10 protein-coding genes are annotated in these 14,049 nt (G+C 38.1%); 1 reads left to right on the top strand and 9 read right to left on the bottom strand.

Going from position 1 to position 14,049, the window contains the following annotated elements; genetic code table 11:
* Positions 1–366 precede the first annotated feature (366 nt).
* Positions 367–1,836 carry an IMP dehydrogenase gene (gene guaB / locus X953_RS00050; RefSeq protein WP_040953846.1) on the bottom strand — a complete coding sequence of 490 codons (1,470 nt, stop codon included), beginning with the start codon at positions 1,834–1,836 and terminating at the stop codon, positions 367–369.
* A gap of 543 nt (positions 1,837–2,379) precedes the next feature.
* On the opposite strand from guaB, the gene X953_RS00045 reads away from it, so the two are divergent.
* Positions 2,380–3,324 carry a YaaC family protein gene (locus X953_RS00045; RefSeq protein ID WP_040953845.1) on the top strand — a complete coding sequence of 315 codons (945 nt, stop codon included), beginning with the start codon at positions 2,380–2,382 and terminating at the stop codon, positions 3,322–3,324.
* Positions 3,325–3,328: 4 nt separating this feature from the next.
* On the opposite strand, the gene X953_RS00040 is transcribed toward X953_RS00045, so the two are convergent.
* The 8 genes from X953_RS00040 to dnaA all read right to left on the bottom strand — a co-directional run bounded on the left by X953_RS00040 (position 3,329) and on the right by dnaA (position 14,049).
* A complete protein-coding gene (locus X953_RS00040; protein WP_040953844.1) occupies positions 3,329–4,444 on the bottom strand; it encodes an HD-GYP domain-containing protein in 1,116 nt (371 codons plus the stop codon).
* 165 nt (positions 4,445–4,609) lie between these two features.
* A complete protein-coding gene (gene gyrA / locus X953_RS00035; RefSeq protein ID WP_040953843.1) occupies positions 4,610–7,156 on the bottom strand; it encodes a DNA gyrase subunit A in 2,547 nt (848 codons plus the stop codon).
* Positions 7,157–7,243: 87 nt separating this feature from the next.
* Positions 7,244–9,169: a DNA topoisomerase (ATP-hydrolyzing) subunit B gene (gene gyrB, locus X953_RS00030; RefSeq protein WP_040953842.1), complete on the bottom strand. Its 1,926-nt coding sequence runs from the start codon at positions 9,167–9,169 to the stop codon at positions 7,244–7,246.
* A gap of 122 nt (positions 9,170–9,291) precedes the next feature.
* Complete coding sequence (gene remB, locus X953_RS00025; protein ID WP_040953841.1) at positions 9,292–9,591, bottom strand: extracellular matrix regulator RemB; 300 nt, start codon at positions 9,589–9,591, stop codon at positions 9,292–9,294.
* 17 nt (positions 9,592–9,608) lie between these two features.
* Complete coding sequence (recF, locus tag X953_RS00020) at positions 9,609–10,721, bottom strand: DNA replication/repair protein RecF (protein WP_040953840.1); 1,113 nt, start codon at positions 10,719–10,721, stop codon at positions 9,609–9,611.
* The gene (gene yaaA, locus X953_RS00015; RefSeq protein ID WP_040953839.1) at positions 10,721–10,945 is read right to left on the bottom strand and encodes a S4 domain-containing protein YaaA; all 225 of its coding nucleotides are present in this window, start codon (positions 10,943–10,945) and stop codon (positions 10,721–10,723) included. Before yaaA ends, recF begins: the two co-directional genes overlap by 1 nt.
* Before the next feature lie 403 nt (positions 10,946–11,348).
* Complete coding sequence (gene dnaN, locus X953_RS00010; RefSeq protein WP_040953838.1) at positions 11,349–12,485, bottom strand: DNA polymerase III subunit beta; 1,137 nt, start codon at positions 12,483–12,485, stop codon at positions 11,349–11,351.
* Between the two features lie 217 nt (positions 12,486–12,702).
* Positions 12,703–14,049 carry a chromosomal replication initiator protein DnaA gene (gene dnaA, locus X953_RS00005; protein ID WP_040953837.1) on the bottom strand — a complete coding sequence of 449 codons (1,347 nt, stop codon included), beginning with the start codon at positions 14,047–14,049 and terminating at the stop codon, positions 12,703–12,705.

Genomic DNA, 14,049 nt, shown 5'->3' with positions numbered 1-14,049 from the left:
TACCTCCAACATGTATTTTATCTGTATTATGTACATCTTAAAGTATGCACTTCATCATTTTACCACATAAAATATTAAAAAAATAGACAGGGAATAGTCCCAGTCTACTTTTTTTCGTTTAAGAAAAATTTCCTATTCTTTTTTGAAATCAGTTCTTTTACTTTGTAAAAGAAGAAGATGAGGCTGAGACATAACTAAATTACGCTATTCTAAAGACAAACCTTCTAAAATGTGGGATCGCCCGCTTCGGGAAAACGCTTCGCTAATTTGTTGCCAAAAGAAATCCGAACCATAATTCGTTAGTAGTACAAATCGGTTCGGATATTCAATGTATAAAATTTATGTGTCCCGGACTCTTAAAAAGTGCTAAACAGAATAGTTTGGTGCTTCCTTCGTTATTTGTACGTCATGTGGATGACTTTCGCGAAGGCCTGCATTTGTAATTCGAATAAATCGTGCATCATTACGTAATGCCTCAATGGACTCTGTTCCACAATAGCCCATACCTGCACGTAAACCACCTAGTAATTGATGAACAGTGTCAGCAAGTGGTCCTTTGTAGGCTACTCTTCCTTCGATGCCTTCAGGTACGAGTTTTTTAGCCTCAGATGATTCCTGGAAGTAACGATCTTTGGAGCCTGCTTTCATAGCACCAACAGAACCCATTCCTCGATACACCTTGTACTGTCTTCCTTGGAAGATTTCCGTTTCTCCCGGGCTTTCACTCACACCTGCAAACATACTTCCGAGCATTACTGCATGAGCTCCGGCAGCCAATGCTTTTACAATATCTCCAGAATACTTAATTCCTCCATCTGCAATAACCGGTACACCATAAGAGGATGCTGCTTCTGCACAATCATGAACAGCAGTAATTTGTGGTACACCAACACCTGCCACAACACGTGTTGTACAGATGGAACCAGGTCCAATACCTACTTTTACAATGGAAGCACCAGCTTGAATCAATTCCACGGTTGCTTCAGCAGTAGCTACATTTCCTGCAATAATGTCCAGCTCCGGATATGTTTTCCGTACGGCTTTGACCTGCTCAATTACTCCTTGAGAATGTCCGTGAGCTGTGTCAATTACAATAACGTCTACACCTGCATCCACAAGCTTTTCAATACGTTTCATCGCATCTCCAGTAACACCAACGGCTGCTCCTGCTAATAATCTGCCATGGACATCTTTCGCGGAGTTAGGAAATTCAATGACTTTTTCTATATCCTTAATGGTTATTAATCCTTTAAGTACATTTCGCTCATCCACTAATGGTAACTTTTCAATTTTATATTGCTGAAGGAGTTTTTCTGCTTCCTCTAAGGTTGTCCCTACAGGTGCAGTGACAAGCTTTTCACTCGTCATCACTTCGGAAATGGCGATGGAATAATCTTGAATAAAACGAAGATCGCGATTTGTCAAAATTCCCACCAATTGCTGTTCCTCAAATGAATTCACTATAGGAACGCCAGAGATACGGAATTTGCCCATTAAGTGTTCTGCATCATAAACTTGATGTTCAGGGGTTAAGAAAAATGGATTCGTAATAACGCCGCTTTCTGAACGTTTTACTCTATCAACTTGTTCTGCCTGTTCCTCAATGGACATATTTTTATGAATAATACCTAATCCACCCTGGCGTGCCATTGCAATTGCCATTTCCGCTTCCGTGACTGTATCCATTCCCGCACTAAGCAATGGCATGTTCAGTTTAAGGTTTGCAGTTAACCTTGTACCAACCTTTACATCCTTTGGAAGTACTTCCGATTTAGCTGGCATTAGTAAAACATCATCAAATGTTAGACCTTCTTTTGCAAATTTGTCTGCTCTCATAATTATCCTCCTCCATCATAATAATACTGTTTTAAATTTCCCCAAAATGTTGTAGATGTATGCTGTTTATAAACTGGGTAAAACTAAGTCTGTAATGGTATTTTTATATACAATACGCGAACATACTAGCTTTTTCAACAACATAACGTTCAAAAATTAAAGTAAATAGATTCTGAATAATTGAAGAAAGGCGTAAGCGCCCGTTTAGCAACGTACAAGCTGGGGATCTTCTGCCCAAGATAAAGAAAACATGCCCCTGCAAAAGGGGTATGCCGACGTTGGCCGCAAAGGCCGTTGTTAGTCGGCCTTCCTATGAATAGCGAATTGATGTTGACTTATCGTAGAAAGAAGATTGAAGTTTGGGTCTGCGCTAAATGCTCGCCCCATCAAGAACCATGCTAGTTGCTGGGCGCTGGAGCTGGACATGACTGCTCTTGATAATAAAATTAATAAAGCTAAAAACTTTTATACTTTTCAATGGAAGAAAAGTGGAAACAGCCTAATTACTCATATATTATATTTTCAAGCTGAGAGGGTCTTATAATGAATGAAATAAATACTTTTTTAACTTATTTGCAATCACAGCAGACAGCCCAGAAATACTTACACCAATGTTATCAGCATTTGGAAGATACAGATGCACAGAATAGGAGCTATGAAAACTGTAATACATTTATTTATTATTTAGATCATGGCCAGCGATTTTATGAAAATGGGCGCAAGGCAGATCCATTATTACAACCCGTTTTGTATTTTTATGGAATGGTCCATTTAGTAAAAGCCTGTTTGTTAACAAATAGACCCTATTATCCAGAATCAGCTGCCTTATTGGCACATGGGGTGACCGCAAGAAAACGTAAAAAGAAAAATTACTCCTTTTTAAAAGATGAAGTAAAAATACAGCATAATGGCTTGTATCCTTACTTCTCCGAGCATCTCTTCTCTCATAAAAAACATCCGTTTGAGAAAAGGAGCATGGAATCATTACTTGCCTTATTACCGGAAATGATTCCTTTATTTGATTTACAAAAAAAAGTAGAGCTTCTCCCTGTTGGAAAACTCTACTCCAATTTATTGCAATTTCCGACTACCATTTTGGATAGCTATCATTTGACGGAGAAGGCTTTTATAAATAAGATTTCCGGCTATGTACCTGATATGAAATATGTAGATACAGATGATAACTATATTCGTATTGAACTAACCGCTCCTATAAAAGAAGCCGATGGACCGTTTTATGCCAATAGGGCGGATTCCCAGCTTTTCTTCCCCAGCAGAAGAGAACAATTTCTGCCTATACCAGAAGTAATGATTCATTATCTGATTTTATATAATCTAAGTATGTTATGCAGATATGAAGCGGAGTGGTGGGGTGATTTATTTTCGACCAAACCGGAAATCGATTATCCTTTTATTCGCTGTTTTCTCCAGTTGACAGCAGATAAAATCCCTTTTCTCCTAGGAAAATATCTTTATGCATTACATTAAAAAGCTAAGATATAGTTTGATTACTTAGGATAGCTTCTATATAGAGGGAGGGGTTATTCTGTAATGAAATTAATTCCTCCGTACCATCTATTTTTACGATTGGACGTGTAGGCTGATTAGGCTCAATAAACACAATTTCACCTGTTCGTAAATCAGATAATTGGACCCTGGATCCATTCGAAAAGTTAGCTATTCCCTCCATAAATGTATGTACTACTCGTGGATCAAGCTTCAAGTACTGGTCCTTTTGCAATTGCTCCACAACATGAAAGGAGGATTGACCCTCCTGATATGGACGGGAACAGGTCATTGCATGATATTGATCTGCAACAGCAATAATCCTTGCATACATATGGATTTTCTTTTGCGTTAGGCCAAGCGGATATCCACTGCCATCCATTCGTTCATGATGTTGTAAAATGGCCAATTTCACTTGTTTTGTAAGCATAGAACTATTCTCAACAAATCGATAGGAGTAAGTGGGGTGCTTCTTGATTGAAGCCATTTCTGCATGTGTTAGTGAGCCTTTTTTTACTATGATAGCTGGATCTATCTTTGCCATGCCGCTATCACTTAAAAAACCTGCCAATCCAATTTGCAGAAATTCCCCGGGATGATATCCCATTTTTTTCCCTATATAAGCAGAAATAATCCCGACTGCAACACAATGATGATAGAAATAATCCTTTCTTATCGCCAGATTGCTGAGAGAGAAGACCTCATTGTTCCACTCATCCAAGCGTTCCAACAGTGGAATCATTAATTTACGGACGGAAGGGAGATCAAGTGGGACCCCATTCTGCCACCCTGCAAATAACTTTTTAAATTCTTGGACCGTCTGATTATAAAGATCTTTAACAGAAAGCTGTGTATTACTTTCTATATTACTTGTTTTTTCTTTTGCTGGTTCTTCTTGTCTTAATATGGAGGATGGCTCAAACATTTCGCCAGTCGCAAGCCTTGCAGCTACTTCTACCGACGGGACAAGGAATTTTTTTAAAACGGTAATATGTTCTTCTGTCAGTGTTGTTTTTTGTGGTATGAGATCCCTGTTTGTTTTACCTTTTACCCCTTTAACTAAGACACAACCTGGCACCAGCTGAGTTGGTTCTACTCGCATACAATTGCCCCCAATTATAGTAAATAAAAACGCCCGCATAGCCACGACTACAGGTGAAAGTTGTTTTCTCCCCTTCGTACGCTAATTGCGGGCGCTCAAACGGGATGTAACTGGATAAGTCTTTATCTTAGTTGTACATCCTATTTTTATATAACCAATGCTCTATTATTCTTCTGTATTCTCATCTGTTTCAACTGTATTTTCACCTGTTGTTTCTTCTGGATTCTCTGTATTTTCATCTGTTGTTTCTTCCAGACTCTCTACAGTTTCTTCTTCTTCATCATCGGCATCCACACTAGCTACAGTGGCAACCTCCTCATTTTCCTGTAAACGAATAAGGCGGACTCCCATTGTGTTTCTGCCAGTTTCAGATATATCTTTTACAGGAATACGAATCAGAACTCCAGCAACCGTAATCATCATCAAGTCTTCATCACCAGATACAGCCTTAACAGCAACAACGAGGCCCGTTTTTTCTGTTAAATTACAAGTAAAGACCCCTTTACCGCCTCGATTGGTTCTGCGATATTCGTTTTCAGGTGTCTGTTTACCATATCCTTTATTTGTTACATGTAAGATGTTGGAATCCTCTTGGAGTATTTCCATAGAAACTACTTCATCTCCATCACGTAAAGAAATTCCTTTAACACCTGCAGCTGTTCTTCCCATGGAGCGGATTTGTTCCTCTTCAAAGCGAATAAGATATCCATTTTTCGTAGCAATCATAATATCCTGCTTACCATCTGTCAGACGAACAGAGATTAATTCATCTTCATCACGCAACCCAACAGCGATTAAACCACCTTTACGGATATTTGCAAATTGTGTTAGTGTTGTACGTTTTGAAATACCATGCTTGGTTGTAAAGAACAGGTAATTATCATCACTGAATTCATTCACAGAAATTACAGCATTAACCCATTCTCCCTTTTCTACTTGCAGCATGTTAATAATCGGTATCCCTTTTGCAGTTCTGCTGAATTCAGGAACTTCATACCCTTTTGCCTTGTAGACCTTTCCTTTGTTCGTAAAGAAAAGCACTGTGTCATGGGTAGAAGTAGAAACTAAATGTTCAACAAAGTCATCTTCATTTGTTCCCATTCCCTGAATTCCTCGGCCGCCCCGTTTCTGAGTACGGTACGTGGAAGAAGGCAGACGTTTAATATACCCTTGGTGTGTTAATGTGATAACAATATTTTCTTCTGGAATAAGATCTTCATCTTCAAAGAAGTCTGCTCCACCTAATACGATATCTGTACGGCGCGGGTCGTTAAATCGTTCTTTAATTTCAGTAAGCTCTTCACGAATGATTTCCAATACCTTTTCTTCATCCGCTAAAATAGCTTTTAATTCCTCTATTAACTGAAGCAATTCATTATATTCATTTTCAATCTTCTCACGCTCCAGCCCAGTCAGCCGTTGTAAACGCATATCCAGGATGGCCTGTGCTTGTTTTTCCGATAATTCGAATTTCTCCATAAGTCCATTACGTGCAATATCAGCTGTTTTAGAATTACGTATTAATGAAATAACCTCATCCAAATGATCAAGTGCTATACGCAGTCCTTCTAAAATATGCGCCCTTGCTTCTGCCTTACGAAGTTCAAACGCCGTTCTGCGCTTGATAATGACAATCTGGTGATCCAGATAATGTTCCAGACACTGTTTAATTGTCAGTACTTTTGGCTGTCCATCAACTAAGGCCAATAGATTTATTCCAAAAGAAGTTTGAAGAGCAGTATGTTTATATAGATTATTAAGCACTACATTCGCATTCACATCACGACGTAATTCCATGACCACCCGCAAACCATTTCGGTCTGATTCATCTCGTAGATCAGTAATCCCATCAATCCGCTTATCACGGACAAGCTCTGCAATCTTTTCAATTAGTTTTGCTTTATTAACCTGGTATGGCAGCTCTGTTGCGATAATAGTAGATTTACCATTCGCCTTTTCTTCAATATGAACTTTTGCCCGAATCGTAATCGAGCCTTTACCAGTTTCATATGCTTTACGGATTCCGCTGCGACCGAGGATCTCTCCCGATGTTGGGAAGTCTGGTCCATGAATATAATCTTCCATCAATTCATCAATGGTAATCTCCGGATTTCTACTTACCGCTAATACGGCATCAATCGTTTCACCTAAGTTATGTGGTGGGATGTTTGTTGCCATTCCAACCGCAATACCCGCAGCTCCGTTTACAAGCAAGTTAGGGAAGCGAGCAGGAAATACAACCGGCTCTCGTTCTGATCCATCATAATTATCTTGATAACCAATGGTATCTTTATTTATATCCCGTAAAAGTTCCATGGAGATTTTAGACATTCTAGCTTCTGTATAACGCATAGCTGCAGCTGAGTCACCATCTACAGAACCAAAATTACCATGACCGTCCACGAGCATATTTCGGTAACTGAAATCTTGAGCCATCCGTACCATTGCTTCATAAACCGCAGAGTCTCCATGTGGATGGTACTTACCAATTACCTCTCCGACGATACGGGCAGATTTTTTATATGCTTTATCTGCATGCATACCTAAATCGTTCATTGCATATAATATTCTACGATGAACGGGTTTCAGACCATCACGTACGTCTGGCAAGGCACGTGATACAATAACACTCATCGCATAGTCCAGAAAAGATGTCCGCATTTCCTGACTAATATTAATTTCTTGTACATTTGGACGCTGTTGATCAGCCATTGACTTACTACCTCCTAACAAAAGCGCAACCGTTTAACTCAGAGTGGAAGCGCAGTTGTTTAATCAAAAAGATTCTTGCTTTACTTTTTATATATCTAAATTCTTAACATATTGGGCATTGTCTTGAATGAAATTCCTACGAGGCTCTACCTTATCCCCCATAAGCACATCAAATACCTGGTCTGCGTCAATGGCATCTGATAGATCAACCTGAAGTAACAGACGGTTCTCAGGATCCATTGTAGTCTCCCAAAGCTGGGAAGCATTCATTTCTCCAAGACCTTTATAACGCTGTAAGCCAGGCTTTGGAGCTTTAGGCAACTCATCCAGGATACGTTCCATTTCTTTATCGTTGTACGCATAATGTACTACCTTACCTTGTTGCACTTTATAAAGAGGTGGTTGAGCAATATATACATATCCATGCTCAATCAATGGACGCATATAGCGATAGAAAAAGGTTAATAGTAATGTCCGTATATGGGCTCCATCAACATCAGCATCTGTCATAATAACAATTTTGTGGTATCTGGCTTTTGTAATATCAAAGTCTTCTGCTATTCCAGTTCCAAGTGCAGTAATCATCGCTCTAACTTCATTGTTGGAGAGAATTTTATCCAATCGGGCTTTTTCCACATTAAGGATTTTACCCTTTAACGGAAGGATCGCCTGAAAATGACGGTCACGTCCCTGCTTCGCAGACCCACCTGCTGAGTCACCCTCTACAATGTAAAGTTCGCTGATCTTAGCGTCCTTTGAAGAACAATCAGCAAGCTTACCTGGTAGATTGGATATCTCTAAGGCACTCTTTCTCCTTGTTAATTCCCTTGCTTTTTTAGCAGCCATACGAGCTCTGGAAGCCATCAGACCTTTTTCCACAATAATCTTTCCTACGTTAGGATTTTCAAAAAGGAATTTAGAAAATGTTTCACTGAATATGGAATCTGTTACAGAACGAACTTCACTGTTACCAAGTTTTGTCTTTGTCTGTCCTTCAAATTGCGGATCCGGATGTTTGACGGAAACGATCGCAGTTAAGCCTTCACGTACATCTTCACCGGATAAGTTAGGATCATTCTCTTTAAATAAATTGTTTTTTCTTGCATAGTCATTAATCACACGGGTTAGTCCAGTACGGAAGCCTGATTCATGTGTACCGCCTTCATACGTATGAATGTTATTGGCAAACGAGTAAAGATTGCTGGAAAAACCATCGTTATACTGAATAGCTACTTCTACAGATATTCCTTCTTCTTCACCTTCCGAATAAAACGGTGCATGAAGTACTTCTTTTGTGCGGTTTATATACTCTACATACGAACTGATTCCGCCCTCATAATAATAGCTGACTGGCTCATCACCCGTACGCTTGTCCTCAATCGTTATCGTAATCCCTTTATTTAAAAACGCCAGCTCTCTCAATCGCTGGGCCAAAATATCAAATTGATATTCGGTTGTTTCAGTAAAAATCTCCGGGTCAGGTATAAAGTGAACGGTCGTACCAGTAACATCTGTTTCGCCGACAACTTCAATTTCCCCTTGAGGAACTCCTTTTTCAAAAGCTAGAAAGTGGATTTTGTTATCTAAATGGACATGTACCTCCATACGAGTGGAAAGAGCATTAACTACAGATGCACCTACACCATGAAGACCACCGGAAACCTTGTAGCCGCCTCCGCCAAATTTACCGCCTGCATGGAGTACGGTCATAATAACTTCAAGAGCAGGTCTACCTGTTTTTTTCTGAATACCAACAGGGATTCCACGTCCATTATCTTTTACCGTAATACTGTTATCTTCTTCTATGATAACCTGGATATGGTCACAATAACCTGCAAGAGCCTCATCAATACTGTTATCAACAATTTCCCATACGAGATGGTGAAGCCCCTTCTCACTAGTTGAACCAATATACATACCAGGTCTCTTCCGTACTGCTTCCAAGCCTTCTAAGACTTGAATTTGATCCGCATCATATGCTTGTTCATTCATAATTTTGTCTTCCATTGACATGATTTCACATCCATTTCTTTTACTAAGACAACTCTTTGAAAATCTTCCAAAGAGATACCCTTTAAAAAAGTTTCGTCACTGTATAGGCAAACAATCAATTTACAGACTGAATTGCTTTAAAATCAATCTTCCTCTAACTCTAATTCTTTTATTTCATCTGAAAAATCATCGACTTTACTAATTGTTGAGATCATACTGGCGCGTTTCTTTAGTGTAGAAACAGATAGAGAGCTATAGTAAATCTTGCTTGTCGTAATCATGACCGATTTTGCTTCTGACACTGGCCCACTGACTATTTTCTGTTTAGTGGCATGATCCATCATTTCTTCCATAATCGTTGAAGAGGAAATTAGATTAAAATCTATAATTGCAACTACTTCCTCTGATCTGATAACCGTATCATTACCTAAATGAATAAACATGGTATTTCCTCCCAAAATTATGTGTCTACTATACCGTCTCTCACCTTAAATAACTCTGCCTTTTCCAACGTTTGATGGTTAATCCCATCAACACTTGTTGTAGAAACAAAGGTTTGTACCTTACCCTGGATCGTATTCAGTAAATGAGACTGCCGATAATCATCCAATTCACTTAGTACATCGTCCAATAGAAGAACAGGGTATTCACCGACTTCATTGTAAATTAATTCAATTTCTGCCAGTTTCACAGATAAGGCTGTGGTTCGCTGTTGCCCTTGGGAGCCATATACTTGAACATTTTTCTTATTCACGTAAAAGAGGAGATCGTCACGATGCGGTCCAATTAATGTGGTCCCACGCTCAATCTCTTTTTCTTGTATTTCATAAAACTTTTCGAGATATGCTGTTACTATTTTCTCCCTATCAGCAGCTTCTGATACTTCTATTGTTGGAGAATATCTTAATTCCAAATCCTCCAGTTGTCTGCTGATCCCATGATGGATCGGACTTGCCCATTTTTGTAATAAATCTATAAAAACAAACCGTCTTTCCAATAGGGTTGCAGCGTGTTCTACCAATTGCTCTGTCAACACTTGCAGCATCGTTCTATCTTGTTCTCTACGTCGCTGCAGCTGCTTTAGTAAATAGTTTCGTTGCTTAAGAACTTTTTGATACTGCCCTAAATGATAGATATATTTAGGCTGAATTTGACCTAACTCCATATCAACAAAGCGTCTGCGGATTTGAGGGGCACCTTTGACCAGGCTTAAATCCTCCGGAGCAAACATGACTACATTCAGAGCTCCGATATAGTCACTTAAACGTTTTTGCTCCAAACGATTTAGCTTGGCCTTCTTGCCTTTTGAAGAAATAACAATTTCCAGAGGAAACGAGCGATTTCGTTTTGTAATCCTACCTTCTATTTTAGCATATTCCTGCTCCCATTGGATTAATTCTTTTTCTCTGGGAGTACGATGTGACTTAGTAAAGGCTAACAAATAGATGGCTTCCATTAAATTTGTTTTCCCTTGGGCATTTTCGCCGATAATAACGTTTATCTTGTCATCAAATTCGATATCCAATTTATCGTAATTCCGAAAATTCCTTAATTGTAATTGGTCTATATGCATTATTCGCCCTCTTTTACCACGATATAAGAGCCGATCCCTTCAATTTCCACAACATCGCTGGGATAAAGCTTCCTCCCTCGTCTATGTTCCAGCTCACCGTTTACTAAAACACCTTCTTCCTGAAGAAATGATTTCACCATTCCGCCGGATTCTAAAATGTTGGCAAGCTTAATAAATTGCCCTAATGCAATATATTCCGTATTTATTTCAATTTGTTCATGCATGTATATCACCAAATCTCTACATTATTTTTACTGTTCATATCAAGTATTACCTTTATTTCATTTATAAACCTATTTTACTAAAGTTTTTGCAATAAGGGAAGGTAAGACCCTTAATTACCTCAAAAAGGCTTATTCGGGCTTAAATTTAGCTTTTTGGATGTCTACAGCACCAAATTACTCCTTGGCATCCAAGATTTTAGGATAGCGAAAAGATAACCTAACAAAAATTCATTTTATTATAAGAGTAAGAAGGATTAAATAATACTAATGGAAACTTATATATTTTGTGAATTATTGATAACCCCACTTATATTTAGATTTAATTAGAGTTTAGTCATACTAAAAAAACGCTTATCCACATGTGGATAAGCGTTTTTTACTGGTGAAATACTAATTTAACTGATTAAAACGTCCGTACTGGTAAGATGAGTTGTAAAATTGGATCTTCATTTGCTGGACGAATAATGAATGGGCGCATAGCTCCTGTAAACTCTACTTTAACTTCTTCATATTCAATTGCTTTCAGTGCATCAATCATATATTTAGAGCTGAAAGAAATTTTTAATTCTTCGCCTTCCATGGATTGTACAACGATTTCTTCTGAAACGGTACCTACCTCTGGAGAATTCCCTGTAATATTAATAACTTTATCGCCTTGGGTATTTAAACGAACAACATTATTTCGCTCTTCTTTAGCTAAAAGTGACGCACGATCAATCGTGTTTAGCAATTCTTTTGTTTTTGCATACAATACTGTTTTACTTTGCTCTGGAATCAGACGAGAAGTTTCCGGATAGTTTCCATCCAATAAACGGGATAGAAAATTAAGGTTCTTTGCACGGAAGAGAATTTGATTATTTGTAACACTAATTTCTACTGGTTCTTCTGTATCATCGAGAATTTTGTTTAATTCATTTAGACTTTTACCAGGAACAACGACAGAAGGGAATGCTGTGTTAGAATCACTTACTGGCACTTCGCGGGAAGCAAGACGGTGACTGTCTGTAGCAGTAAATGTTAAGTTACCTTCTTCCAGTTTAATATGAACCCCTGTTAAAATTGGGCGTGTTTCCATTGTTGAAACAGCGAATACCGTTTGCTTTATTAAACTTTTAAGTAAATCTGTTGGTAATTCAAAACTATCATCTGTTTGTAACTTAGGTAGTTGAGGATATTCCTCTGCATCTTGTCCATTAAGATTAAATTCAGCTTTACCTGAGCGAATGGTAACCTTTAAATTTTCATCAGCCTCGATCTCAACTGTTTTTTCTGGTAATTTACGAACAATATCAGGAAAATATTTTGCTTGTAATACAATACTACCTTCTTCAATTTGCTCTACATTTACATTACCATCTTCCTCAGCTGGTATATAAGATTCAATGGATATATCAGAATCACTTCCTGTGAGAGTAATTCCATGTTGTTTCACTTCAATTTTCATACCAGTTAATATCGGTACAACTGTTCTAGAAGATATTGCTTTCATTACATCCTGTATGCTTGCAATTAATTGATCACGTTGAATAATAAATTTCATTAATAAATCCTCCTATTGGAAGTTCTTTATATATATTTTATTTATAAAAATACAGTAATAATAATAATAAGGGCTGTGTTTATGTGGATAAGCATAATTTAAGCATGTCACTATTAGTTATACACATGTGGACAACATGTTCATAAGGTCGCATCGTTTTACACACTATGCACATGTGTATAAACCCCTCAATTCGATGTTAAACTTCTATCATTGTTTAAAAAGATTTTAATTGCTCTTTAAGTTCTTCAATTTCTCTTGTTAAATTTGCATCATTTTCCATCATTTTAGAGATTTTCTCATGTGCGTGAATAACAGTCGTATGATCACGCCCTCCAAATTCTTCTCCAATTTTAGGCAAAGAGGAATCTGTTAGTTCTCTTGAAAGATACATTGCGATTTGTCTTGGAAATGCAATTGATTTGGTACGTTTTTTTGCAATAAAGTCTTCCATCCGCACATTATATTTCTCTCCAACCATCTCTTGAATACTTTGAATGGTAATAAGTCTCGGTTTGCTGCTAGGAATAATATCCTTCAAAGCATCAGCTGCCAACGATGCGTTTATATCTTGATTAACGAGTGAAGAATAGGCTACGACTCGAATCAGTGCACCTTCCAATTCCCGAATGTTTGTATCAATTTGATTTGCAATATAAAGCATCACTTCATTTGGAATATCCAGGCCTTCCGCTTTAGCTTTTTTTGACAGGATGGCAATTCTTGTTTCCAGATCCGGGGGAGTAATGTCCGTAATCAGCCCCCATTCAAAGCGAGAGCGTAATCGATCTTCCAATGTAGGTATTTCCTTCGGTGGCCGATCACTGGAAATAATAATTTGCTTGCTTTCTTCATGCAGCGTATTAAATGTATGGAAAAACTCCTCCTGGGTTGATTCTTTTCCAGCGATAAACTGAATATCATCTATTAGAAGAACATCTACATTTCGATACTTATTTCGAAAGTTGACTGTTTTATTGTCCATAATTGCATTAATAAACTCATTGGTAAACTTCTCAGAGGATAAGTAAACTACTTTCGCATTGGGATCATGCTCTCGAACGTAATGCCCAATCGCATGCATTAAATGTGTTTTCCCAAGTCCTACTCCTCCGTAGATAAAAAGAGGATTATAGGCTTCAGCAGGTGCTTCCGCAACAGCTAAGGAAGCAGCATGAGCAAAGCGATTTCCAGCTCCAATGACAAAAGTATCAAATGTATATTTGGAATTTAACATTGATTTTGGCATATCATTCGAATTAGTTGCTTTTGGGGCAGGTTTTGGAGTTGCGTCTACCTCATTCTCCGACCCCGCCGTATCTGGAATTATAAATTTTGTATCTAATTTGGACCCGGTAATATCCAGGATAATATCGGAAATTAACTGCGTATATTGATTCTCCAGCCAGTCTCTCGCAAAGTCATTTGGTGCGGAAATAATTAGGGTATTTTCTTCAATAGCTACAGCCTTTGTGTTCTTTAACCATGTATCAAAGCTAGGCTTACTAATTTTTTCTTCAATTTTTTCTAGTGTAGCCACCCATAGCTCGTTAATATTTTCCAA

Origin of the sequence: Virgibacillus sp. SK37, from assembly GCF_000725285.1 — a bacterium.
GTDB lineage: Bacteria > Bacillota > Bacilli > Bacillales > Amphibacillaceae > Virgibacillus_Q.
This window is presented reverse-complemented; position numbering and strand designations above follow the sequence as displayed.

Excerpts from the sequence above, each read along its gene's own strand:
- remB (WP_040953841.1), bottom strand. The coding sequence starts at position 9,591 with ATGTTTATTCATTTAGGTAATGATACGGTTATCAGATCAGAGGAAGTA.
- recF (WP_040953840.1), bottom strand. The coding sequence starts at position 10,721 with ATGCATATAGACCAATTACAATTAAGGAATTTTCGGAATTACGATAAA.
- gyrB (WP_040953842.1), bottom strand. The coding sequence starts at position 9,169 with ATGTCAATGGAAGACAAAATTATGAATGAACAAGCATATGATGCGGAT.
- X953_RS00040 (WP_040953844.1), bottom strand. The coding sequence starts at position 4,444 with ATGCGAGTAGAACCAACTCAGCTGGTGCCAGGTTGTGTCTTAGTTAAA.
- gyrA (WP_040953843.1), bottom strand. The coding sequence starts at position 7,156 with ATGGCTGATCAACAGCGTCCAAATGTACAAGAAATTAATATTAGTCAG.
- guaB (WP_040953846.1), bottom strand. The coding sequence starts at position 1,836 with ATGAGAGCAGACAAATTTGCAAAAGAAGGTCTAACATTTGATGATGTT.
- dnaN (WP_040953838.1), bottom strand. The coding sequence starts at position 12,485 with ATGAAATTTATTATTCAACGTGATCAATTAATTGCAAGCATACAGGAT.
- X953_RS00045 (WP_040953845.1), top strand. The coding sequence starts at position 2,380 with ATGAATGAAATAAATACTTTTTTAACTTATTTGCAATCACAGCAGACA.
- yaaA (WP_040953839.1), bottom strand. The coding sequence starts at position 10,945 with ATGCATGAACAAATTGAAATAAATACGGAATATATTGCATTAGGGCAA.